The sequence below is a fragment of the Lentibacillus cibarius genome (assembly GCF_005887555.1).
In the GTDB taxonomy this organism is placed as follows: Bacteria; Bacillota; Bacilli; order Bacillales; family Amphibacillaceae; genus Lentibacillus; species Lentibacillus cibarius.
Window position 1 is genome coordinate 1,037,675 of record NZ_VCIA01000001.1, and the last position, 24,388, is coordinate 1,062,062.

Annotated in this window: 18 protein-coding genes and 1 pseudogene; 10 read left to right on the top strand and 9 right to left on the bottom strand. The window is 42.5% G+C overall.

Annotated elements, in window-relative coordinates; all coding sequences use genetic code 11:
• Positions 1-26: 26 nt before the first annotated feature.
• Positions 27-887, bottom strand: coding sequence for an EamA family transporter (locus tag FFL34_RS05055; protein WP_138602062.1), 861 nt, complete (start codon positions 885-887; stop codon positions 27-29).
• A 349-nt stretch (positions 888-1,236) separates the two neighbouring features.
• Here FFL34_RS05055 and FFL34_RS05060 point away from each other — a divergent pair, with 349 nt between their 5' ends.
• Positions 1,237-1,626 carry a reverse transcriptase-like protein gene (locus FFL34_RS05060; protein WP_138602064.1) on the top strand — a complete coding sequence of 130 codons (390 nt, stop codon included), beginning with the start codon at positions 1,237-1,239 and terminating at the stop codon, positions 1,624-1,626.
• A gap of 55 nt (positions 1,627-1,681) precedes the next feature.
• Here FFL34_RS05060 and FFL34_RS05065 read toward each other — a convergent pair whose 3' ends face one another.
• Positions 1,682-2,239 (bottom strand): Maf family protein, encoded by a 558-nt coding sequence (locus FFL34_RS05065; RefSeq protein ID WP_138602066.1) that lies wholly within the window; start codon positions 2,237-2,239, stop codon positions 1,682-1,684.
• Positions 2,240-2,496: 257 nt separating this feature from the next.
• Here FFL34_RS05065 and FFL34_RS05070 point away from each other — a divergent pair, with 257 nt between their 5' ends.
• The 3 genes from FFL34_RS05070 to FFL34_RS05080 all read left to right on the top strand — a co-directional run bounded on the left by FFL34_RS05070 (position 2,497) and on the right by FFL34_RS05080 (position 5,310).
• Complete coding sequence (locus tag FFL34_RS05070; RefSeq protein WP_234031427.1) at positions 2,497-2,967, top strand: DinB family protein; 471 nt, start codon at positions 2,497-2,499, stop codon at positions 2,965-2,967.
• A 334-nt stretch (positions 2,968-3,301) separates the two neighbouring features.
• Positions 3,302-4,018, top strand: a complete 717-nt coding sequence (locus FFL34_RS05075; RefSeq protein ID WP_138602068.1) for a sugar isomerase domain-containing protein — start codon at positions 3,302-3,304, stop codon at positions 4,016-4,018.
• Positions 4,019-4,467: 449 nt separating this feature from the next.
• Positions 4,468-5,310 (top strand): YitT family protein, encoded by an 843-nt coding sequence (locus FFL34_RS05080; protein WP_234031428.1) that lies wholly within the window; start codon positions 4,468-4,470, stop codon positions 5,308-5,310.
• Positions 5,311-5,411: 101 nt separating this feature from the next.
• On the opposite strand, the gene FFL34_RS05085 is transcribed toward FFL34_RS05080, so the two are convergent.
• On the bottom strand, positions 5,412-6,335 hold the full coding sequence (locus FFL34_RS05085; protein ID WP_171046434.1) for a glycine betaine ABC transporter substrate-binding protein: 924 nt from the start codon (positions 6,333-6,335) through the stop codon (positions 5,412-5,414).
• Positions 6,336-6,975: 640 nt separating this feature from the next.
• Positions 6,976-8,403, bottom strand: a complete 1,428-nt coding sequence (gene nhaC / locus FFL34_RS05090; protein WP_138602074.1) for a Na+/H+ antiporter NhaC — start codon at positions 8,401-8,403, stop codon at positions 6,976-6,978.
• Positions 8,404-8,856: 453 nt separating this feature from the next.
• Here nhaC and FFL34_RS05095 point away from each other — a divergent pair, with 453 nt between their 5' ends.
• Entirely contained in the window at positions 8,857-9,687 is an 831-nt protein-coding gene (locus tag FFL34_RS05095) for a metallophosphoesterase (protein WP_138602076.1), read from the top strand.
• A gap of 144 nt (positions 9,688-9,831) precedes the next feature.
• Here the strand turns inward: FFL34_RS05095 and codA are convergent.
• A pseudogene (codA, locus tag FFL34_RS05100) lies at positions 9,832-11,078 on the bottom strand (cytosine deaminase).
• Positions 11,079-11,416: 338 nt separating this feature from the next.
• On the opposite strand from codA, the gene FFL34_RS05105 reads away from it, so the two are divergent.
• Together FFL34_RS05105 and FFL34_RS05110 are read left to right on the top strand one after the other, a co-directional pair.
• On the top strand, positions 11,417-12,160 hold the full coding sequence (locus FFL34_RS05105) for a metal ABC transporter ATP-binding protein (protein WP_138602078.1): 744 nt from the start codon (positions 11,417-11,419) through the stop codon (positions 12,158-12,160).
• On the top strand, positions 12,160-13,020 hold the full coding sequence (locus FFL34_RS05110) for a metal ABC transporter permease (RefSeq protein ID WP_138602080.1): 861 nt from the start codon (positions 12,160-12,162) through the stop codon (positions 13,018-13,020). Before FFL34_RS05105 ends, FFL34_RS05110 begins: the two co-directional genes overlap by 1 nt.
• A 156-nt stretch (positions 13,021-13,176) precedes the next feature.
• Here FFL34_RS05110 and FFL34_RS05115 read toward each other — a convergent pair whose 3' ends face one another.
• On the bottom strand, positions 13,177-14,406 hold the full coding sequence (locus FFL34_RS05115; RefSeq protein WP_138601661.1) for an IS110 family RNA-guided transposase: 1,230 nt from the start codon (positions 14,404-14,406) through the stop codon (positions 13,177-13,179).
• 380 nt (positions 14,407-14,786) lie between these two features.
• On the opposite strand from FFL34_RS05115, the gene FFL34_RS05120 reads away from it, so the two are divergent.
• From FFL34_RS05120 to FFL34_RS05130, 3 genes are all read left to right on the top strand, one after another.
• Positions 14,787-15,731 carry a metal ABC transporter solute-binding protein, Zn/Mn family gene (locus FFL34_RS05120; protein WP_138602082.1) on the top strand — a complete coding sequence of 315 codons (945 nt, stop codon included), beginning with the start codon at positions 14,787-14,789 and terminating at the stop codon, positions 15,729-15,731.
• 158 nt (positions 15,732-15,889) lie between these two features.
• Positions 15,890-16,927 (top strand): LLM class flavin-dependent oxidoreductase, encoded by a 1,038-nt coding sequence (locus FFL34_RS05125; RefSeq protein ID WP_138602084.1) that lies wholly within the window; start codon positions 15,890-15,892, stop codon positions 16,925-16,927.
• Positions 16,928-16,957: 30 nt separating this feature from the next.
• Complete coding sequence (locus FFL34_RS05130) at positions 16,958-17,884, top strand: NADP-dependent oxidoreductase (RefSeq protein ID WP_138602086.1); 927 nt, start codon at positions 16,958-16,960, stop codon at positions 17,882-17,884.
• A gap of 88 nt (positions 17,885-17,972) precedes the next feature.
• Here FFL34_RS05130 and htpG read toward each other — a convergent pair whose 3' ends face one another.
• The 3 genes from htpG to FFL34_RS05145 all read right to left on the bottom strand — a co-directional run bounded on the left by htpG (position 17,973) and on the right by FFL34_RS05145 (position 24,375).
• Positions 17,973-19,856 (bottom strand): molecular chaperone HtpG, encoded by a 1,884-nt coding sequence (htpG, locus tag FFL34_RS05135; RefSeq protein ID WP_138602088.1) that lies wholly within the window; start codon positions 19,854-19,856, stop codon positions 17,973-17,975.
• A 223-nt stretch (positions 19,857-20,079) separates the two neighbouring features.
• Positions 20,080-21,111 (bottom strand): hypothetical protein, encoded by a 1,032-nt coding sequence (locus FFL34_RS05140; protein WP_138602090.1) that lies wholly within the window; start codon positions 21,109-21,111, stop codon positions 20,080-20,082.
• 273 nt (positions 21,112-21,384) lie between these two features.
• The gene (locus FFL34_RS05145; protein ID WP_138602092.1) at positions 21,385-24,375 is read right to left on the bottom strand and encodes a type I restriction endonuclease subunit R; all 2,991 of its coding nucleotides are present in this window, start codon (positions 24,373-24,375) and stop codon (positions 21,385-21,387) included.
• Positions 24,376-24,388 lie beyond the last annotated feature (13 nt).

The window sequence follows — 24,388 nt, forward strand, 5'->3', positions numbered from 1 at the left end:
GACACCGTAAATAGCCCCATATGCCATTATTGAAGCGCCACAGCAATCACACCAGCGACCATTGTCCCGGCTGCGGCTATTCTGCGTGCACCAAATCCTTCTGAAAGCATGCGACTGCCCATAATCGTCCCAATAACGATACTCATTTCACGTACTGGAGCGACATGGCTGACAGGTGTAAATGTCATAGCTGTCAGCACAAGAATATAGGCAAGCTGATTTAGTACCCCTACACCAATAGCTTCTTTCCGGTGCAGCCGCCATTCACGACTGATTTCACTCCGTCGACGTAGAACAAACGGTGATAAAAAAAGGACCTGACCGATCATACTGCCATATGTTAATAACAATGGCGAAATCATAACAACACTGACTGCACCCTTATCCAGCAGCGTATAAGAAGCAATCAGCACCCCGATTAGCAATCCATATAAAAGCGGAACAAATGTATTAGCTTTTTTAATGGCTTGCATTCCGCCCGTTATAACAAAAATACTGCAGGTAATTAGTGCTATCCCAATGATTCCTAGTGTTGTCAGTCGTTCATCGTAAATAAAAACAGCAGCAATGGCTACCAGTAAAGGACCCGTACCACGGCAAACCGGATATACAAGAGATAGATCACCAATTTTATAACCTTTTTGCAGTAGCAACGAGTAAGCTAAATGAATCGCTGCACTTCCAGCCATAAACCCTAATTCCAGCCATCCAATGTGATGGTCCATTAGCATCAAGAGACCAATGACAAACGGTGCGTAAACGACAATGCTGACGACCATGTAAAGCCATACAAACGTATAACCACCGGCCGACCGTTTAGCTAGATAATTCCAAGTAGCATGCATAAACGCAGATATAATAACAAGTACAAGCGCTAAAAACGACATAACATAATTCCTTTCAAGCGGGGTTAACTATATATCCCGCCATTTTTTTACTTTTAGTTAGAGAATAGACGATGAAAGCTAAATATAAGTATAATCTAAATGAAAAAATCAAACAAATGTGATATTGCACATTATTCTAGAGAAATTTGTGAAAATAAGAAGAAAGACGAAGCAAACATCAAATATCATTAGAAAATCAACAAACCTAGTGACATGACAGTATAAAGTATAATATGAAGAAAACGCTCGTGTTTCCATCAAAATACTTTTTTCTTTTATGAAAACAGGCTAAACTAGATGGGACTAGGGACAATTTTTCCATGAAGGTGCAGACAAAGGAGCATGAGACTTGATTGAAATATACACAGATGGGGCAACAATCGGTAATCCCGGTCTCAGTGGGGCTGGGGTTTTTATAAGAGGTAACAATCAATCATTTGAGTACGCTTTTCCTTTAGGAATTATGTCAAACCATGAGGCTGAATTTCACGCCGTTTTGAAAGCGCTGGAAGTTTGTAAAAAACTTTTTCCCGGCGAAATACTGTCACTACGGTCGGATTCAAAAGTGGTTGTGGATGTGCTCGAAAATAACTTTACTAAAAATAAAACTTTCCTCCCCTTTCTTGAAACGTTTCGGGAAGAAGTAACCCATTTTCCGCACGTTTTTATTAAATGGATACCTGAAAAGCAAAATAACCACGCAGATTTATTGGCAAGAAATGCACTTCAGGAGCTATGATATACGCCGTATAGGGGATGTGGAGCAAGGGGCCAGCCTGTCTTCACGTCCCGGTTTAAAATAATGCCATTTCCCGTACTAAACGTGATAAAGGTAGCCCAACGACATTATAGTAGTCACCGTTAATACATTTGACTAACACCGCTCCCTTGCTTTGAATCCCGTAAGCACCTGCTTTGTCAAAAGGGTCGCCGGTTGCGATGTAATGGTCTATCTCCTCGTTCGATAACGGCCAAAACACTACGTCCGTTTTCACTGTGAATACCCGTTCTATATACCTTGTCTTAAGCATTACACCTGTGTATACTTCATGCACGTTCCCGCTAAGTGCAGACAGCATAGCATGTGCCTCCATTTCACTTTGCGGTTTACCAAATATGTTATGTTGAAAAGACACAACTGTATCTGCTGCCAGTATTAATTCACCTTCATCTTTGATTGCCACATTTCTTCCTTTTAATTGTGCGAGCTGTTTCACTTTCTCTCGCGGGTCCGTTTCCGTAATCAGTGATTCATCTGCATCCTGACTGCGCACCGTAAAAGGGATACCAGCCTGCGCTAACAACTCCTGTCTCCGTGGTGATGAAGATGCCAAAATAAGTCGATGCTTCACCAGCTCACCTCCATGTAAATTCTTGTACAAAAAGGGCGGTCGGTTAAGGTCACAACGTACTGTGCGGGCGTTTTTAGTAGAAGTGCTCCTAATGAAACGTTATTTTCACCGGACTTTTGAACAACCGCTAAAGCTATTCTTTCTTCATATTATAACTAGACAGCAAGGACAGGTCCATTGTCCCAGGCAAATCAATGGGCACTTATTATAAGAGACGTTATACTGAACGTAAATACATAAAGAAAAGAGGGTGTTATATGAGTAGCGGTATGGATGATGTAGCACAAGGATGGTTGCAGCATCGGATGGTTCTCGATGATTTACTTGCATTGACCGATAACGACTATGTGGACTACAGACCATGGGATGGTGCAATGTCGCTTGGAGAGCTGGCCATTCACATTGTCACGTCAACCGATATGTTTATTAAAGGGATTAAACAAGGGGAATTCAGCGCCCCTGCTACAGAAGATAATTTTAAAACCATCAATGATGTACGCACCATTGTTCAGCGTTATACGGATCAGACAAGGGAAGACATCAAATCCATTTTTGACTTCCAGCTGAAAGGCTATATCTTGTTCAACGGCGTTCGGGCGCCAGGTACCTATTGGCTGTCAAACGCCATTGATCACGAAATCCATCATAAAGGACAACTTTTCACTTACGTTCGCATGACCGGCGCACAAAATCTGCCATCTTTCATGCGACAGCCTAATGAAGTATAGAACAAAGGCGTAAGCGCCCGATTAGCGACGTACGGACTGGACTGAGCCGCAGGAGATAAAGGAAACACGACGACCATGGGGAGTCGATGTTGACTTATCGGACGGAGGTGAAGGAAGTCGCGCTAGTCGCTGGGCGCTGAAGCCGGACGTGGCTTAACCTTGCAAGTAAAAGTTATATCGCTAAATTTTATAGTTTCTTATCTGTGAACAAAGGGGATGAGGCTTCCTTGTCCCCTTCTTTGCTAATGAAAAAAACACCTCACCTACTATAGGCCATTTGACATTGTACTCGAGGGACAAAAGGCTGCCCCACACCCCAAAAGGAGGATAACGCATGTTTGAGTATATGGAAAAGATGAAGGGACAAATGGATCGTTTAGAACAAGTGAATAGCGAAAATTTGCAAGCGACGTCAAAGTTAATTGGGGATACACTCATTAATGATAAAATAATTCACATTTTAGGCACCGGTCATTCACACATGATAGGCTTGGAACTTTTTATTCGTGCCGGCGGATTGGCCAACGTAAATGCAATCCTCGACTCGACTGTATTGACAGCAGATGGTGCCATCAGAAGCAGCAAATTGGAAAGAGTTAGCGGCATAGCTGATATATTGTGGGAGGAACAAAACATTGCCAAAGATGACCTGGTGATGGTGATCTCCAATTCGGGCAGAAACGCACTACCAATTGAATTTGCCATGCGAGCGAAAAAAGAAGGACACACCGTGATTGCATTAACTTCATTGGAGCAGAGCAAACAATACCCAAGCAGACACAGCAGTGGTAAAAAGTTATACGAAATAGGAGATATTGTACTGGATAACTGTGTTCCTTCTGGTGATGGCCTACTTGAAATAGAAGGAATCCAGACAGGTGCGCCATCGACAGTATCAGGCATCACATTGCTCCATACCGCTGTGACAGAAGGAATGAAAATAGCTGCCAAACATGGCGTAAAGCTTCCAGTCTACACAAGTCAAAATATCGATGGCTACAGTAACAGTGAATTGTACGAAAAATATAGTGGCCGAATTAAGCATATGTAAAAGGGACGGATTCCTCCTCACACTACCTCAGCAACTTTGGACATGCCTCATGCTGTCCTGAATACAACAAACCAGACAAGGAGCCTGTCACTGTCACCAAGTCCCTCATTCCACCGATAGGAATTGTGTCATTTGATTACAAGTGGAGGCACCCAGATTCCTTACTATTCCTGATGTTATAAGCCTTATGTGCATAACCCTCACCAAATGCCACTTATAGAATATCCCACCTCTTCATCCGCAAAGATTACTTGCTTTTAAAAAGATGAAACTGTAAACTCGCTATAGATTTGACTGATAAAATTTCAGATTGGTTGTAAACCCCATTTTGACATGACGATCATGATTTAATTATATTCAATTCGGGAAATAACAGACTATATATAACGGTTTGTCTCTATAAGATAAACCGTTATAATAATGCGCACAACAAATAACAGGAGGAGGAAATGATGGGAAAACTTTTAAAAGATCTTATTTTAATTATCACTGGTACACTTATGTACGCCTTGGCACTGACCTTTCTGGCTATTCCAAACAACCTGGCTGATGGTGGTCTTCCTGGTCTGTCCATCATCTTGCACTACGCATTCGGATGGTCACCCGGTATCGTAAACTTTATTATCGCATCTATTATTATCTTGATTGGGTATCGTGTGCTGCCAAGACGATCGGTACTGTTGACGGTTGTCACAACTCCGCTCATTTCCTTCTTCATCTACATTACAGAAGGGCTTGGTGAGCCGTTGGGGGACACGCTCGTATCTGCCATTTTTGCCGGATTTTTTATTGGCATCGGAGCAGGTTTAATCTTCCGCACTGGCAGCTCTATGGGCGGGACAAGTGTCATCGCTAGAATGTTTAACCATAATCTGGGCTGGGATTTGACACGGACAAATTTTGTGTTTGACGCAGCCATTGTTTCATCGGGACTTTTTATTATCGGACCGCTTAACACGATGTATACCATTATCTCGTTATTCGTCGGCAAAAAAGCGACCGATCTCATTATAGAGGGGCTTGACACACGCAAAGCCGTCAGCATTATTTCTGCTTATGCGCCGGAAATTACTGACGAAGTGGTACAGCAGATGAAAACAAGTGCGACCGTTTTTGAGGGTTACGGAGGCTATATGAAAGAGAATGCTGATATGGCCTATATTATTATCAGCAAATACCAGCTGTTGAAACTTAAACGTATTATTAATTCCGTCGACGAAAAGGCATTTGTCGTCATCCATGACGTTCGCGACGTATTCGGTGGCAGTTTCTCCTGGGCAAAAAAGCCCTAAATGAGGCGCCTACCAAGCTTTTCTTATAAGGTCTTCCAAAATTTATACTTTCTGACGTTACAAAACAGGGCTGTCTGCACAGCCCTGTTTTTATAAATCAATTATTCAGTTGGAACGCCATCTAGCCACTCGTCTACTTTATCCGGATTATTATCGAGGAAGTTCTTTACAACCTCTTCAACAGGCTGATCGTCTTTATGAACTTTAGGCATCAGCTTGTTAATCATTTCATAACTTTCATCATATTGCTCCATCACCTTATAAGCCCGTGGCGCATCTTCTTTCAAACCTTTGCGGGCTATTGTGTAAATCTGGTCACCTTCTCCGCCGTAGATTCCCTTGGAGTCATCAAGCATTTTCAGGTCCATGACACCGAAAGCCCAATGCGGTTTCCAGAGCGGAACGATGATTGGTTCTTCATTTTCTATTGCTGACTGCAACTCAGTAAGCATTGCCGCTTCTGAGCTACGTAACAAACTCCAGTTGTCCAAACCATACTCTTTAATAGCTTCTTCTGTATTCTGCATAATGCCAGCGCCCGGATCGATTCCTGTAATTTCCCAATCGACTGATTCACCGAGCTCTTCGTTACCTTTCAAATCTTCCATGGAATCCACATCGTCCATGTAACTTGGAACAGTCAGGGCTAATGGTGCTTTATCCAGCACTTGTTTAACCTTGACAAGATCATCACTATATTTATCCCAGTATGGTTTATGGGTTGCCGGCAACCAGGTGGAAGTCTGGAAATCCGCTGATCCGTCGGCAACACTGGAGAACATGGCGCCTGCTTCTACCTGTTTCTTTTCAACGTTATAACCAGCTTTCTCAAGCAGTTGTTTTAACATCTCGGTACTGATAGTCTCCCGAGCCCAAGCAACGTAAGGCTCCGTCAAGTCTTTCTGACCCAGTTCAGGTCCTTCACTTTTTGCTTCTGCGTTTTCGGAATCCCCGCCGTTCGAGGAACCAGTATCTTCTTCCTTCTCGCCGTCACCACCACATGCGGCTAAAAGCATGGACAGCATAAGAATCAAAGCAAAAGCTACCAAGCTAAATCTAAATTTGCGGTTTGTGAAAATGGTAATAACCCCCTACAGTATTTTATGTTGGCAATCCTTATAGGTCTTTCATCTGAAAAACATATAAAGAAAAGCCTTACTTGCTGGTAATCTATCAAACCATCAAGCGGCAAATACTTACTATGTATCAAGACCGCCGGATTGATAGACAATTATTAATTGTTTAATAACCAGCAAATTGCAATAACTATTAATAATAGTAACAAAAGAACTGGAACAACCCAAATGAGCATTCCGGAGATATTAGGCGCATCTTAAACGCTCATCGCATAAATAGAAACTCAATTAAATTATTGAATAATTTCCCAAGTTTACAAACAATTTTGCCTCCATTTGGCATTTTTTAACCAGAGAGGACAATGGGGATAGGCTTTTTGCCCCATTTCAACTGCTAGATGAAGAAAGTTTAGACACTTTATATATTTTTACCAACATAGCGTATTAAAAGACGGAAAAAATACTACAAATAGCATATTCTTTCCGTCTTCTTACGGGATATTGCGTTTTTCAGTTGCGTTGATGATGAACCTAGATCCTACCGAAAACAGCTCAAACATCCTTAGATAGGACGTTTGAGCTGCTGTAACTAAACTTTGGCTAATTTTTTGATGCGGGTATGTGGTGACTTTTCGGTTTTCTTTTCCTTCATACAATAGCCAGTGATGCCGTAGAACAGTGTAAACATTGGTGTAAAAATGGCCAAAAAGCTGAACGGAATATACACTAGTGGCGATACACCTAAAGCGGCAGCAGTGAACAGGCCACCTGCCGTCCATGGCACAAGTGGTGCGCTTTGTGTTGCGGTGTCTTCTATAATTCTCGATAAATTTTCCGGGCGTAAGTTGAACTTTTCGAACAAAGGCTTCAACAATGTACCCGTCATTACCCCGGAAAAGGAGAAAGAACCACCGATTCCAAGCATCGCATAACCAGTAAACATCGATACAAAAACGAGCATCCCTCGACTTTTAATACGGGATACAACCGATTCGAGTATAACTTCCAGCACACCATACGAATATAAAATCCCGCCTAATCCTAATGCGAACAAATATAACGCAACTAAAGGAAGCATGCTGGTCAAACCGCCCTGTTGAAGCAGGGTGTCCACCATTTCTATACCGGATTCCACATAATAACCATCAAAAAATGTAGTTAACACCTGATTAACTGATACACCTTGATAAGCGATCGCTACCGCCGCACCAGCCAAGGCACCAATGAATATAGAAGGGACCGGTGGCTTTTTCATTACTAGTAAAGTGATCACAATAGCAGGCGGAATTAACGGAATGAGGCCGAGGTTGAAGTTTTCTGCCAGATAACCGGTCAGCGTATTTACTTCCGACGAGCTTACTGACGAGCCGCCGTAAATTAATCCAAGCACCGTAAAGATCATCGCGGTGATTATATAAGCGGGTCCGGTTGTTAACAGCATGTGTTTGATATGATCCATTAATTCTGCCCCTGCTACAGCTGCCGATAGGTTTGTGCTGTCCGATAACGGGGACATCTTATCGCCGAAAAAAGCCCCACTGACAATGGCCCCGGCTGTCATTCCTACTGGCACGCCAAGACTGTGACCGACACCCATCATAGCAATACCCGCTGTCCCGACGGTTGCCCAGGATGCACCGGTAGCAAGCGATACAACTGAACACAAGACAAGCGTAATAACAAGAAAAAAACTTGGTGAAATAGATTCAATTCCGTAGTAGATGATTGAAGGAACCGTACCAGACGCCATCCATGCGCCAATCAGAATGCCAACAGTTAGAATAATCATCCCCGGCTGCAATGCCTTAAGCATAGATTCATAGGCGCTTTGTTCTACTTCTTTAAATGTGTAACCTAACCTTGTAATCAAAGGAATAACCGCAATTAAAGCGGTAAACATCATAATCTGTATGGATGCTCCAAAAACTAGCATACCTGTAGAAATAATGGCTATTACCATTACCAGAATCATGAACGCATACATAAACGAGGGCTTTTTTGTCGCCTCTTTTTCCATCTAAACACTCCTTATAGTATTACCCTTCGCAAGCGAATATCAGGAGCGCTCCATTATTGTTCGAACAATTGATAAGTCAGTTTTTACTGTGGATCCATCCAGATGTTCAACTAAGTAAGTAATTTAATTCTAACAAATTGACTGTAAATTTAAAAATCCGATAAACAGCCATTCAGCTTGATTGAATCCAGTCAGAACGCATCAGCAGTACCAAAAGCACATACATTCTGATTTTTCTTCTGATTTATGGCTAGATGCTCCAAAATGATACGGAGGGACAGGCTCGTTGGCCCAGCAGATTTTGCTTGGATAAAGCCAAACCATGGAAACAATCCGCATTCTCATCATCCCCAAAATACGTTGCAACGTTTTCCTGCTTCGTTGCTTTCAAACGTGATAACGTGCTACACTTAACTCCTTATTACCTTCGTCTTATATGTTGGGTGGTGTGTTATGAAGAAAATTTCGATTGGTGTAATTACGTGTGTGGCAGCTTTAATGACGGTTTTCGTTAAAGTATATCGTGATACGCATACGTTCAAACGTGAAAGGACAACGTTTTACAGTAGTAAATTGCAAAAAGGCACGGAACTACGTATTATGCAGATTAGTGACCTGCATAATCACGTATTCGGGTTGGATAATAAGGCTTTAATAGATGCCGCCAAAGAAGAAACCGTTGATATGATAGTGATGACTGGTGATCTTATCGACAGGAAAACGATGTCATTCCAACATGTCTTTTCTCTTGTTGAGCAATTACAGGCTATCCAGCCGCACATTTATTTTGTTACCGGTAATCACGAGTGGGGAAACGCCGCCACCAACCTATTTTTGCATGGTCTGCGCCAGCGAAATGTAACAATCCTGGACAATACAAACACCCGGATTGTGAAAAACGGGGAAACGATTAACCTAGCCGGTGTTGCCGACGCATCAACCAAAAATGCGGATATCCATGCAGCATTTCGGGATTTGAATCCTGATTATTATACCATCCTGCTTTCCCATTCGCCGGGAATTGTCGGTATTTACGACACGATACCGGCCGATTTAATTTTGAGCGGGCATACGCACGGAGGGCAAGTGCGCCTCCCATTAATTGGAGCTATCGCATCGCCTGACAAGGGGATTTTCCCAAAAATGGAAAAAGGAACCTATTCCCTCGGATCACATCAATACCTATACATTGATAGTGGCCTCGGAACTACCAGACTTCCAATCCGCTTCCTAAACCAAAGCCAGTTCAGCCTAATAACGATTACTTCACGAACGAAAGAATAAATTCAAACGAGACATGGAGAAAGGCATCAAGTTGAAATCCAATCAGTTAACATTTCGTCGCCCAGGACAACGCGACTTTCGGGCCGGGACGCGCGAGTTTTCTGATTTTCGCGCGACTTCCGAACCTGCCTCGCTTCCAGCAAACTAAAAAGCCATATTTGTTTCGGATGGTTTCGTTTCGACGATGATTTCTCCGTTTCGGATGGAATATAGCACTGGTGCCTGTGTGCGAATCGCTTCGTATTCAGAATCAGTATCAATCACGATTAGATTAGCCTGGTTTCCTTCTTCCACGCCGTAACCGTCCTCGATGCTCAGCGTTTTTGCACCATTATTTGTAATTAAATCAAGTGCAGTTACGATATGGTCGTGGTCGGTCATGTGACAGGCGTGCAGGCCAAACTCCAACACGTTCATCAAATTGCCATTACCAAGTGGATACCAAGGATCTTTGATGGAATCAAGTCCGAAGCAAACATTAATGTTCTCATCTAACATATCCTTTACCCGTGTCACTCCGCGCTGGACAGGAAAGCTGTCAAACCGTCCCTGCAAATGCAAATTGGCTTTAGGCAGGGCGATAAAGTGCATGCCCGTTTTTTTCAGCGTCTGGAAAAGCTTATAGGTATACGCATTACTGTAGGTGGCCATTGCTGCTGTGTGACTGGCTGTAACCCGATGCCCCATTTTTCGTTTCAATGCCTCACCTGCCAGCACTTCCAAATACCTTGATTGATCGTCATCAATTTCATCGCAATGTACATCAACCAGCTTATCGTATTCCTGCGCCAAGTCGAGAATTCTATGGATAGAATGAACACCATCTTCACGTGTCAGTTCATAATGCGGAATGCCTCCAACGACATCCGCTCCCATTTCCAGTGCTTTAATGAGCAATGATTCGCCTTCCGGTTTTGTATAAAGACCTCCTGAGGAAGCGCAACAATCTGAATGTCCATATATTGTTTAACTTCTTCTTTTATCTCAAGTAAAGCCTTTAAACCTGTCAATGTCGGTTCACTGACATCGGAATGGGTGCGGACATGTTGGACGCCGTGCTTAAGCTGCATCCTGATTGCTTTTTTTGCACGTTTTTTTATATCCTCTTTTGTTTCCTGAACTAGCTGTTTTCTTTCCGACCAAATCTCTATTCCCTCAAAAACGGAGCCGGATTCGTTCCATCTAGGCGTACCGGCAGTGAGTGCATAATCAAGATGAATGTGTGGCTCCACATAAGGCGGCAATACCATTTTCCCCTGTAAATCCAGCGTTTCACCATCACTTGCTTTCGTGTTATCGCCAGCCGCAGTTATCGTTTGAATGCTGCCATCTTTAATAGCAATATCCCAGTTACCTTCCTGGCCATACATTTTTGCATTTTTTAAAAGCATTTTTCTCTCTCCTTCTTATTTTTCACAATTATTATTTCGCATTAACTGGCAGCGAATCCCTCACTAAATAAAATTTCACTTAATATCATAGCACATTTCTTTACAGGCAAGAAACACGAGCAAATCACGGCAATGATGGCCTTTTCTTAGCCTGTTTTTAAAATAAAATATACATAACCTGCACCAAATGATTGCGCGCTGCATTAACTGCCTAATATAAAAAGGTGTTTACTTTCAGTTGTAAATGTATTATACTGATTAAAAGTTGCACAGAGGAAACTTTCTATCGTATGTAAAACAATGTTAGTACAGGACACTACTTTTAGGAGGGTGAAATAATGCCAAAAGCAATTAACGTGAAGGGTTTGCACGTGTCCTATTATGGCAAGGAGGTGCTTAAGAATGTCAGTTTTTCTTTTGAAACTGGCAGTTTGATTGGCATCCTTGGACCGAATGGCGCCGGCAAATCGACATTGATGAAAGCTGTTCTCGGATTGATTCCACACGACGGCGGTCAGATTACAATTGGAGACAGACCACTAAAAGAGATACGCAAGCGAATTGCATATGTTCCGCAACGGTCTAATATCGATTGGGATTTCCCTATTATCGTCAGGGATACCGTTTTGCTGGGGACCTACCCGAAACTTGGCTTGTTTCATAGACCAAAAAAAGCCGATAAAGAATGGGCATTGGCGTGTCTCGAACAAGTCGGTATGGAGAAGTTTGCCAACTCCCAAATCGGAGAACTGTCAGGCGGACAGCAGCAACGGGTGTTTCTAGCGCGGGCATTAGCACAAAACGCTGAATATTTCTTTCTTGATGAACCGTTTGTTGGGATTGATGTAGGAAGTGAAGAAGTCATCATTAATAAGTTAAGAGAGTTACAGAAGAATGGAAAAACCATTTTTGTTGTACACCATGATTTATCAAAGGTAGAAAATTACTTTGATGATCTGATTCTCATTAACAAAGAGTTATACGGGGCCGGACCAGTTCAACATGTATTTCAGATGGAAAACATGGAAAAAGCCTACGGAATGCCGTTTGCCATGGCCGGTAGTTTGGGAGGTGGCGTGTGATGGATTTTATCCAAGATCTATTTGACTATGAATTTATGCGCCGAGCATTCATAACATCCGTTGTTGTCGGTATCATATGCGGCATTATTGGAAGTTTCATTGTATTACGCGGCATGGCATTGATGGGAGATGCGATTGCTCATGCGGTTCTTCCAGGGGTTGCTATCTCGTACATGATGGGCATTAACTATTTTTACGGGGCTGCTGTTATAGGCATATTGAGTGCACTTGGCATTGGGATCATTAACCAGAACAGTCGTGTTAAGAGCGATGCATCCATTGGTATTGTATTTTCGGCGGCTTTTGCCCTTGGAATTGTGCTCATCACCATTGCCCAAAGTGCCACCGATCTGACACAAATTTTATTTGGAAATGTGCTGGCTGTAAGACCGTCGGATATGTGGCTAACGATAGTTATCGGTGTAATCGTGTTAGTAGCAGTGTTTCTTTTTTACAAAGAGCTGCTCGTATCTAGCTTTGATGAAACAATGGCTGCAGCGTACGGACTGAAGACGCGAATGATTCATTACGGTATTATGGTGCTTTTGACGCTTGTAACTGTCGCATCGCTGCGCACAGTCGGTGTCATTCTGGTAGTATCCATGCTCATCACACCAGCGTCAACGGCTTATTTGCTGACAAACAGGCTATCAACCATGATTGGTCTGGCTGCATTTTTCGGTGCCCTGTCATCGGTTATTGGTCTATACATCAGTAATATGTCCGACTTGCCTTCAGGACCGATTATTGCCATGGCTACAACCGGCATTTTTATCCTAGCATTTTTATTCGCACCTAAGCAGGGCGTTGTATGGCGCAAACTGAGAGTTAATAAACATCGAGCAAGTCTCGGTAATTAATACATGATAAGACCTGCGGTGATATGTCAAGAGGAAAATAACTAAATATTCGATTGTCAAGGTTCAATTTTGCGAAAAAAGGCATCAGGAAACTAGACCAGTAAATAAATGGAAATTACTGGTAATCAGTAAAAGGATTTAGAAGCTATTTGTGCTTCATGCATTCACGCTCCTTTTTGGCGTGTAGATTTGGTGATTGCGTAGTAGCACATCCACCAAACGCACTAATTTTCTTGCGGTTAAGACGAGTGCTCTTTTGTGTTGATGCTTAGGTACTTCACTGTATTTTTTCGCGTAATATGCTTGATACTCAGGAACGTGCCGTCTTACCGAGTTGGCGGCTTCAACCAGGTAATATCTGAGGTACTGATTCCCGTTACGCGTAAGTGAAGTGTCGTCAGCTGTGAAGCGGCCTGATTGGTGCTTTCGCCAATAAAGGCCTGCATATTTGGCTATCTTAGTTTCATCATCAAATCGCTCAATTTGGCCGATTTCGGCGATGATTCCCGCAGTAAACACGGGCCCGATGCCTGGGATAGTGACAAGCGTTTGTGGCAGTCCAGCCATGATACGCTCGATTGCTTTATCAATTTCCTTTATCTGTTTTTGGAGTGTGCGAATGACTTCGATAGTTGTACCAAGAATAACATCGATAGAGTCTTCCACAACCTTGTCCAGACGGTAAGAAGAACGAACGGCTTTCTGAATGGATTTCGCAACACATTCCGGGTCACCAAAGCGATTTCTGCCCTTTTCTTGTAGAAAATCAGCTAGATCTTCAACCGGCATTTGCGCAAGTTCATCCAGACTGAACTTCTCGAAAAACAGTTCCATCATGGCATTCCCAAAAACGGAAGAATCGACTTCCTCTTTGAAGGTATTGCATTTAAAACTCAAGTGTTGAAGGAAGTGCTGCTTTTCCTTGGTAACCTGATGAACTAGCTGATACCTGGAGCGTGTAAGCTGTTGGAGCGCAACATATTGGCTCTCTTTGACAACAGACATTGGCAATCGGCCAAAACGCAGATAATCGGCGATGACGAACGCATCAATTTCATCGGTTTTGTCCATGTCGCTATAACTCTTTTTAAAGTTCGCAATCTGTTTTGGATTCATGACAAATACCTCTGCGCCAAGTGCTTTGAGTGCCTCATCATGATGAAGAAACATGGATGGATGAAAACTATAAACGGACGTGGATTCAAGCCCGAATTTGAGCGTATCAACAGCCTGATCACGCAAATATTCCAAAACAGTATCCCGAAGCTCACTAGCACCAGGAAGGTCATTGGAAACCGTGAAGGATTTAACCTTTTCTCCTTCACCATCCAGCAAACAAATCTTGATATCAAAAGAACTAACATCTAATCCAGCAAATAATTTCATGGGGGGTTCTCCTCCTTTCGATTTAGAATCATTGGTACTATTTCTTGGACGCCCTGAGATATCCCTAGTGTGAACGCCGATCAGCAACCTCGTGTATAAGTACTAACCCTGATTCGAAAGCCGCCCTGGGGCTACTAACACCCAGGTTCGAGATTCAGGGTGCACAGCCTGCGAGTAGGAAGGTCCGAACGCACACTGGGAAACAGTCTTTACGTGTGGTCTAGCCACAAGGGGGAAAAGAATTGTCCCAAATGATCCTAAGACCATTATCTAGGAACATCACGGGACGTCCAAGACTTTTGACTATATCCAGCAGGAAAAGTAAGAAAATATGGGCTCAAATGATAGGGCCTAAACATAATATACGAGGAGGAAGAGAAATGAAAAAACTTTTATTTGCAGCTGTTATGGCTATCACGCTCATTCTGGCTGCCTGTGGAGGCGAAGAGAAAAGCGCTACTGGGGACGACGGAGGCAATGGAAATGGTAAACTCCAAGTCGTCACATCATTTACCATACTTAAGGATATGGCAGAACAAATCGGCGGTGAGCACGTTAGCATCCATAATCTTGTACCAACAGGAACAGACCCGCACGAATATGAGCCACTACCCGAGGATATTAAAAAGGCAACAGACGCTGATGTTTTGCTGTATAACGGGCTAAATCTGGAAGGCGGTAAAGAAGGCTGGTTTTTCAAAATGATCGATTCCGTTGGTCAGGATGAAGCGAACGTTTTCAGCGTGACTGACGACGTCGATCCCATGTATATTGGCGGAGGTGAACACGAAAAGGAAATCAATCCGCACGCATTTATTGATCCAGATGCCGGCATTAAAATGGCCAAAAGCATACGTGATGCCTTCATTGAAGTAGACCCTGATCGGAAAGAGGAATATGAAAAACAGGCAGCTGCATATGTTGACCGATTGACGGAAATCGAAAAGGAATACGATAAGAAAATGAGTGAGATTCCTGAAGAAGAACGGATACTGGTAACGAGCGAGCGGGCTTATCAATACCTGGCAGACCACTATGGACTGAAAGAAGGCTTTGTCTTTGAGATTGATACGGAAGAAAACGGGACACCAAAGCAGATCAAAAACCTCGTTTCCTTTATTGAAGACAATGATACACCAGTGTTATTTGTTGAATCGAACGTTGATCCAAGACCAATGGAGACTGTTTCCAAAGAATCGGGGGTTCCGATTTATGACAAACCGATTTACTCCGATGAAATTGGGGAACAGGGCGAGGAAGTAGACACGTACGTAAAGTATTTAAACTATAACCTGGAAGTCCTTTATGACGGCCTAACCCGGTAAAAACCAAACGCCTCTTTGCATGTTTATATGCAGAGAGGCGTTTTGCTGTTTCAGGTGCTATAAGCGTCCCCTCTTAACCACTTTCTTTGACATCTCCAGGTCCCTACTATTTAATGGAATATATCGGTATTGGAAACGATTCTTGAGGAGGTAACCCTATGCGTACGAATACAAACGAGAACGACTTCAAACTTTCCGTTCTCGATTTAGCAACCATTTATAATGGGGAATCGGTAACGCAAACATTACAAAACTCGACAGAACTTGTTCAACTGGCGGACAAGCTCGGGTACACGCGTTACTGGTTTGCCGAACACCATAATACGAAACACCAGATAAGCACATCACCTGACTTGCTTGCGGCCCATGCTGCGGCAGTTACAGAACATATTCGCATCGGTTCCGGCGGTGTCATGCTGCCAAACCACAGTCCGCTTAAAGTAGTGGAAAACTTCTCCTTATTAGAAGCATTACACCCGGGCCGAATTGATCTTGGAATGGGCCGTGCACCGGGAACCGACGGAATGACTGCGTTGGCATTACGCCGCTCCCGTGAGGCAGTCAACAGTGATCAGTCCGGTGAGCTGCTGAATGAACTACTCGCGTATTTTACAGGTAATTTTCCAGATGATCATCCGTTTGGCAAGATTACCCCGACACCGGATCGCTCCCTACGACCGGAGTTATTCATGCTTGGATCGAGTGATGGTGGAATGAAAATGGCATCCCAACTTGGACTTGGCTATGCATTTGCCGCGCAGATCAACCCAGATTGGGCGGATCCTGTTTTGCAAAACTACCGCAAACAATTTCAACCGTCGGAATTCCTGGCTGAGCCGTACAGCATCCTGTCCATTGTCGTCGTCTGTGCCGAAACGGATGAAGAAGCGGCGTATTATGCAGGACCTGCCGAACTCCAATGGGTACGCTGGGGCACTGGCCAGTTCCAATTCGCACCACCAACATTAGAAGAAGCAGCAGCCCATACGTACACACAAGAAGAAGAAATGGTACGCCAGCAAAATAAAGGGCGCTTTATCATCGGCAGTGTGGATACGGTAAAAGAACAAATTCTACAACTGAAAGAAGATGCGCAAATTGATGAGCTGATGGTCTTGAATATGATTTCCGATAAAGAAGCAAGAAACAAATCCTTTTCATTACTTGCTGACGCTTTTCAACTGACCAATCACTAAACTAAATCCAGCCTAAGGAGGAACGCTACCATGCAAACCATGCAAGCATTCGTTCGAACCGACGCCAATAGCAGAGAGGTGGAAATTGCTAATGTCCCGATACCTTCCATTAATGATGATGAGGTCCTTATACAAGTGGAAGCATTTGGTGTCGGCATACATGACCGATATTTTATCCCAAAAAATGTAGACTTCCCCTACCCGATTGGCATAGAAGGAGCAGGCACGATTGTCCAATTAGGGGATCAGGTTACCGATGTTGCAGTCGGCGACCGAGTGATATTTACGACCAGCTTCCAGCCAAAAGGCGGCTCATGGGCGGAGTATGCTGCTGCTAATCAAGCGACACTCATTCCCATGCCCGACCACCTTACCTTCCAGCAGGGTGCAGCGGTTCATGTCGCTGCAAAAACAGCACTGGAAAGCATGCGTGCCCTCGACCTTAATAAAGGTGACAGTCTGTTTATCGCCGGTGCATCCGGGGCGATTGGGACCTTTGTCATTCAGCTGGCGGCAGCCAAAGGTATTCATGTAGCCGGGTCAGCTTCAGCAAGAAATCATGACTACATGGCATCCCTCGGCGCGGAAAAAACCGTCGACTACCATGACGCCGACTGGCAAAAGCAAGTCAACGAATGGGCTAGTGGCGGTGTCACAGCAGCCTTAGCCATTCAACCGGGCACAGGAAAAGATAGTTTGCCCGTTGTCAAAGATGGTGGCAAGGTCATTACCGTGTCAGGTGATCAACTGGAGGGTGAACGAGGAATCACCATCCAGCAAATGAGCCATCACCAGGATACCCATCAAGACGTCATCCAGCTAGTTCGTGACATTGCTGATGAAAAAATCAAGCTTGTTATCGAAAAAGAATATCCGTTCGAACAAGGCTTAGAGGCACTTGAGAAAACCGAAACAAGACACGCAAGAGGAAAATTAGTCGTTACAACGCCTTCGTAGGCAGGGATTATGGGGGACGGGCGCTTGGTCCCCTCCAACAAAAAGGGAACGGTGGCCGTTTATGCGGCTCCGTTCCCTTTTTTATTATTTAAGAAGTCATGACTTTACATATATCATTGGTAAAGGTGACCGGATCATTGACTGGTAATCCCTCAATCAAGAGTGCCTGGTTGTACAATAGATTTGTATACAACTTGAATTGTTCCTCATTCTGATCATACACCTGCTTTAAGGCGTCAAATACTTCGTGGTTGACGTTAATCTCCAGGACTTTTTCTGCGTTTATTTGCTGATTGTTTGGCATCATATTTAGTGTCTTTTCCATTTCTAATGAGATATCGCCATCGGTTGTCAGGCAGACTGGATGGGATTTCAATCGCTTGGAAACACGTACCTCTTTTACCTTATCGGACAAAATGGATTTCATTTCGTCGAACAAAGCTTTATTCGCATCCGCTGCTTCATCTGCTTGCTGATTTTCTTCGTCCAAGTCAATGCCTAAATCACCACTGGATACCGAGCGGAATTCTTTGCCTTTATAATTCATCATCATGGTGATGGCAAATTCATCCACTTCATCCGTGAAGTATAAAATCTCATACCCTTTATCCGCCACCAGCTCGGTTTGCGGAAGCTTTTCAATTCGATCGCGGGATTCCCCTGCAGCATAGTAAATATATGGTTGATCATCTTTCATTCTAGATACATATTCATCCAAGGTGACCAATTTCTTTTCCGTAGACGAATAGAACATTAACAGATCCTGCAATGTCTCCTTGTTAGCACCGAAGTCACTGTAGACGCCAAACTTTAACTGACGGCCAAAGGAATCATAAAACGTTTCATATTTTTCACGGTCATTCTTCAGCAGTTGCTCGAGCTGCTGTTTCACTTTTTTATTGATATTTTTCGCGATCAGTTGAAGCTGTCTATCATGCTGGAGCATCTCCCGCGAAATATTCAGCGATAAATCCTCAGAGTCAACCATTCCTTTGACAAAACTGAAGTGATCCGGCAATAAGTCCGCACATTTTTCCATAATCAGCACACCATTGGAATACAGCTGTAACCCTTTTTCATACTCCTGTGTGTAATAGTCAAATGGCATGGTTTCCGGAATGAACAAAATAGCATTATAGCGAATCGTACCGTCCACTTGCAGATGGGCATGCTTCAGCGGTTTATCATGACCGAAATGCTGTTCCTTGTAAAATGTTTCATAGTCTTCATCGGTCAGCTCGCTTTTATTTTTCTTCCAAATCGGCACCATGCTGTTGATCGTTTCTTCTTCAACATAATCGACGTATTCATCGCTATCGTCGTCTTTCGGCTTGCTCTTTGTCACGTCCATCTTAATCGGATAACGGATAAAGTCGGAATATTTCTTAACGATGCTTTGCAGCCGCTGCTCGTCCAAATACTGATCGTAATCTTCATCTTCACTGTTTTCCTTCAGTTTTATATAAATTTCCGTACCTGCTTCCGCTTTTTCGTGCGGTTCAATGGTATATCCATCAGTGCCTTGTGACTCCCATTTAAATGCTTCATCACCGCCATGCGCCTTGGTGATGACAGTTACGGCATCGGCAACCATAAATGCGGCGTAAAACCCTACACCAAATTGCCCGATAATGTCGTGGCCATCCTTCATTTCATTTTCATTTTTAAACGACAAGGAACCACTTTTGGCAATAACGCCAAGATTGGATTCCAGTTCTTCTTTTGTCATGCCAATTCCGGTATCGATGACTTTTAATGTGCGATTGTCTTTATCAGCCTCAATCTTAATATAGTAATCTGCCGGGTTAAATTGGATAGAGTCATCGGTCAGCGCTTTATAATAAATCTTGTCGATCGCATCACTCGCGTTGGAAATCAGCTCCCGCAGGAAAACCTCCCGCTGCGAATAGATGGAGTTAATCATCAGTTCTAATAACCGTTTCGATTCCGCTTTAAATTGTTTTTCAGCCATCCGTATTCCCCTTTCGCCATTGTTATCGAGGTAATGCCAGGGCTTTTGCAGTCCAATAACCCCTATTAGCACTCGACCTTGTAGAGTGATAATTACAATATATTAAATATCACATTCATTTTTTTGTGTCAATGAATGGGGGGTGGTAGGAAGGCTTTGATGCTCATTTGTATCAATAGCATAGACGTTTTTTAATAGAAGTGGTTGGAACCGTCATAATGCTCTATACTTCCCATGTTTTGTTGTTTAATAGATTAGCAATATTAAATGCATTCATATCTTGTTGAAAACCATCTATCTCCGTTAAATCAATATAACGTGTGCCTTGCACAGCACCTTTTGTTTTTTTCATATAATTAGTTTCATGGAATTTCTCAACAAAGAAATATCTTCTTCCTTCTTCAAGTGGATAGCTGTAGTTTTGCTTCGCTTCAATTGTTACCTCTTTAATAATATCCTTTTGTGTTTCTGATACTTTTCCTTTTACTTCATTAATAATATTTACCTTATTCTCTTTAGGCAAGTACTGTGCGTCTACAATACATGTAATTTCACCAATTGCCCGTACAGCCTTATTTTTATATAGACCTAAATATCTCGTATTTTGGTAACCCCTATCGGCAGGATTATAGTAAACATTATGTTTTAGATTTTGTTCCAACGTTTTGCTTGTTAATACAACTCTAATTTTTGAATCAGAATTATCGATTAAGTTTGATTCATTGCAAAAGGATTCATAATCAACTATTAAACCTTGCATTTCTAAATCATATTCATTTAGAACGGTACTAAAACTATTACAGATATCCTTAAAAGTTGTTGCCACAAATTGAATATTTTGTCGGTTGTTATCGTTATAATTATTCAATTCTTTGTTTATCTCATCAAGATAATCAACTGAGATAGGCTCTTTATTTATCCATAGGAAAATTTGTTGGTCTTCATTTTTAAACGCATCCAAATGTTTTGTTATTTGGGATAACTGTTTCTGTCCATAAAGTTTTGTTTCAATTACCATTTTAATGCTTTCTTGTTCAATTAAGCCATCAGGAACACTACCACTTGATGCTTTTTCCTGCTGCTTAAATTTTACCGTCGTATTTAACACTATGTCGTTGTTTTCGATAAGGGTATTCATAAACTCAGTAAATTTAATAGGACTATGATTGTATAGTCTTCTAAATAATAATAATGTATTGTTGGTAACCATGTTTTCTTTTTGCGAGTATCTAGGAAAATAATGAACCTCTGACATTTAAAATCAATCCTTTATTGTGTTATTGGAATCACGAAGTTACTTTAGTTTTTATTGTCTAATTACTAATATTTAATCTCTGTCTGCTTCGCCCGTAAGTCAGGATATTCAACCTTATTTATCGTGAATTGCCTTGGGCTCCCTTGAAAAGTCCATTTTTGAACAACGCCACTCCTCCATAAGCTTTTAATTTTCATTAAGTACTCCATTCGTATCTAGTATAATTATTCAATCCAGCAAAATAAGCTAAGCTTATTTTGCTGGATATCTATGTCACGTTTCCTTCAACCGATAATAAACTTCCTCCTTCATCTCATTCATCAGAAACGCCCGTTGCTCTTCATTTTCCATCATTTTTTGGAAGAAGTTTCGCTCAGTCATGCGATCGATCAAGAAATCCATAAACCTGCCCTCGAAACTGAAGGTGAAGTTATCAATGGAATTATTTTTAGCTCTAACCTGCAGCTCTTCGTCTTGTACCATATCCTCTACAAGCTGATCTCGTGACAATTTATCCTGCGGGTCAAAGTTAGTGCCGAACTTTTCATTCATGCGGTCAATGACGGAAGACAATCGTTCCTTTTCTTCCTCCTTCGCTGAACCTCCCCCTGCATGTTGGGGCGGATCAATATCCACTCTACCTTGGGTCTCAAGTTGAATAGTCCCTTCAAATACTTTTTGATTTCGATAGTATTCAAGTGCAACATCATCAGCTAAATAGACGCGTTCATTTGGTTTCTTAGGTAATTTACGCAGAAGATAACTTAAATAAACATATAGCTTATGAAGATCAACATCGGTAAATGGCCCAATCTGCAGAACAAAAGAGTACGTGCGGATAAACTTGGACGCTGAACTCTTAAACTGGTCTTGGTTTTCTTCTGTTAACTCTTTATTAAACCGGTCAACCGCCTGGTCCAAGATGGGATTTAGTCGTTCCTGAGTACGTTTGTCTTTTAACTTACCGTTAAATTCCAATTCACTGACTGAATTGATCTCACTTGCTGTATACACTTGCATAGCATCAAGTTCATACTGCAAATCATATAGAATGTTTGGATCGGTTACATCGCTTAGGCCAGTTACTTCATAGTAACTCTGAAATGCTTCTTGAATATCTTCAGGTTCATTCACAAAATCAAGGACAAATGTATCTTCTTTGCCTCGGCACGTTCGATTCAGTCGAGACAAGGTCTGCACTGCTTTTATACCATTTAATGGCTTATCGACATACATTGTATGAAGTAAGGGCTCGTCAAAACCTGTCTGGTATTTTTCGGCAACAATCAGCACTTGATATTCGTCCGTCGAAAATTTATCTGTCAATTCACTTTCACTTATCTGATTGATTCCGGCTTCCGTATATGACAACCCATCGTCATCAACCGTACCCGAAAAGGCAATAAGTGTTTTCATATCTGTATAATTCTTTTTCTTAATATACGCATCAAACGCATGCTTATATCTGACAGCATGGAGCCTGCTGCGGGTCACAAGCATGGCTTTCGCCCGTCCGCCAATTTTGTGCCGTGTCACCCGGCGGTAGTGTTCCACAATGATGGCTGTTTTCTGGGCAATGCTATGCGGGTGGAGGGATACAAAACGGGCAATCTCCTGGGTAGCTTTTCCTTTGGCTACTTCCGGATCATCATTAATATTTTTTTCGACTTTGTAGAAGGTATCGTATGTGACATAGTTCTGCAGCACATCAAGAATAAATCCTTCTTCAATTGCCTGACGCATCGAATAGATATGAAAAGGTTCCGGTACTTTCGTTTCCGGATTGATAGTACCGAATTTTTCAATCGTCTTAGGTTTAGGGGTTGCTGTAAAGGCAAAGAATGAGATATTATTCTGCTTCCCACTCTTCTCGACCGTTTCTACAATCTTTTCTTCTGTACTATCCAACTCGTCTTCCAAAACCTTATCCGCTGCGTAAGCATCTTCCAGCGACTTGTCGGATAAAATACTTGTCATTGCTGTGGAGGCTTTTCCGCCCTGTGAACTATGAGCTTCATCAATCACAATACCGTATTTACCACGTGAAAACTCACCCACTTTTTCGATGATAAATGGGAATTTCTGCAAAGTCGTAATAATGATTCGCGTTTTATTCTGAATCGCTTCAGCAAGCTGGTTGGAGTCTTTGTCAATCTTCTGGACGACCCCTGCTTCATGTTCCAACTGATAAATCGCATCCTGCAGCTGTTTATCAAGTACACGACGGTCTGTAATCACAATAACACTGTCAAAAATGGGTTCATTGTTTTCGTCATGGACTTTCGCCAGGCGGTGTGCCAACCAGGAAATGCTGTTCGTTTTCCCACTTCCTGCCGAGTGCTGCACAAGGTAATTTCCACCGACCTTGTTCTTTTGGATATCGGTTTCAATGTCACGCACAACATCCAGCTGGTGATAACGGGGAAAAATAACGATTTCTTTCTTATCAACGATCTCCCCTGTACTATCACGTATATCCTTTTGTTCGATATACACAAAACGGAATAAGAGGTCTAAGAGGCTATCTTTTTGTAAAATATCATTCCATAAATAGGAAGTGCGGTAATCATTGTAGATAATAGGATTTCCTTTACCTCCCTGATTGCCACGATTAAATGGCAAGAAGGAAGTACTATCCCCATCCAGCCTGGTCGTCATCCATACTTCATCCGTATCCACAGCAAAATAAACCATGACACGTTTTTTCGGCTGGAATAACAATTCTTTCGGGTCACGGTCTTGCTTGAACTGGCGTTTGGCATGTTCAACAGTTTGCTTTGTTAAAGGGTTCTTCAGTTCCATGACGACAAGTGGAAAACCATTGAGAAACAACACCATATCAAGACTGTTGTTGTGCTTACTGCTGTAATACACTTGCCGGCTAACCGTAAAGATGTTGTTTTCATAGTTCTGCATTAGGAGCTGATTCAAGGTGCTTGGCGGTTTATTAAAGGCTAACCGCAATGACACCCCTCTGTCTTTAATCCCATGCCGCAGACAGTCAATAACACCCCGACGATTCAGCTCTTGGTCCAACCGGTCAAGGAAACGTTTCTCGAATTTATCACCGTGAATCGTTTTGAGACGTTCGAATTTCTTCGGTTGAGTTGCTTCCAGGAATTGAAACAACATCTCGACGTCGATGGCACGTTCCTGAAAGACTTTAAGTGCTTCTCCGTGCAGACGACGCTCTATATATCCGGCATGTGTTAAACTTGTTTCAATATTTTCTTCCAGTCCCGTCTCTGAGTAATCTATCGCCATTTGTAAGCCTCCT

Excerpts from the sequence above, each read along its gene's own strand:
- FFL34_RS05110 (WP_138602080.1), top strand. The coding sequence starts at position 12,160 with ATGGATTTTATCCAAGATCTATTTGACTATGAATTTATGCGCCGAGCA.
- FFL34_RS05115 (WP_138601661.1), bottom strand. The coding sequence starts at position 14,406 with ATGAAATTATTTGCTGGATTAGATGTTAGTTCTTTTGATATCAAGATT.
- FFL34_RS05075 (WP_138602068.1), top strand. The coding sequence starts at position 3,302 with ATGTTTGAGTATATGGAAAAGATGAAGGGACAAATGGATCGTTTAGAA.
- nhaC (WP_138602074.1), bottom strand. The coding sequence starts at position 8,403 with ATGGAAAAAGAGGCGACAAAAAAGCCCTCGTTTATGTATGCGTTCATG.
- FFL34_RS05130 (WP_138602086.1), top strand. The coding sequence starts at position 16,958 with ATGCAAACCATGCAAGCATTCGTTCGAACCGACGCCAATAGCAGAGAG.
- htpG (WP_138602088.1), bottom strand. The coding sequence starts at position 19,856 with ATGGCTGAAAAACAATTTAAAGCGGAATCGAAACGGTTATTAGAACTG.
- FFL34_RS05085 (WP_171046434.1), bottom strand. The coding sequence starts at position 6,335 with ATGCTGTCCATGCTTTTAGCCGCATGTGGTGGTGACGGCGAGAAGGAA.
- FFL34_RS05140 (WP_138602090.1), bottom strand. The coding sequence starts at position 21,111 with ATGTCAGAGGTTCATTATTTTCCTAGATACTCGCAAAAAGAAAACATG.
- FFL34_RS05055 (WP_138602062.1), bottom strand. The coding sequence starts at position 887 with ATGTCGTTTTTAGCGCTTGTACTTGTTATTATATCTGCGTTTATGCAT.
- FFL34_RS05120 (WP_138602082.1), top strand. The coding sequence starts at position 14,787 with ATGAAAAAACTTTTATTTGCAGCTGTTATGGCTATCACGCTCATTCTG.
- FFL34_RS05145 (WP_138602092.1), bottom strand. The coding sequence starts at position 24,375 with ATGGCGATAGATTACTCAGAGACGGGACTGGAAGAAAATATTGAAACA.
- FFL34_RS05080 (WP_234031428.1), top strand. The coding sequence starts at position 4,468 with ATGATGGGAAAACTTTTAAAAGATCTTATTTTAATTATCACTGGTACA.
- FFL34_RS05070 (WP_234031427.1), top strand. The coding sequence starts at position 2,497 with ATGAGTAGCGGTATGGATGATGTAGCACAAGGATGGTTGCAGCATCGG.
- FFL34_RS05095 (WP_138602076.1), top strand. The coding sequence starts at position 8,857 with ATGAAGAAAATTTCGATTGGTGTAATTACGTGTGTGGCAGCTTTAATG.
- FFL34_RS05105 (WP_138602078.1), top strand. The coding sequence starts at position 11,417 with ATGCCAAAAGCAATTAACGTGAAGGGTTTGCACGTGTCCTATTATGGC.
- FFL34_RS05125 (WP_138602084.1), top strand. The coding sequence starts at position 15,890 with ATGCGTACGAATACAAACGAGAACGACTTCAAACTTTCCGTTCTCGAT.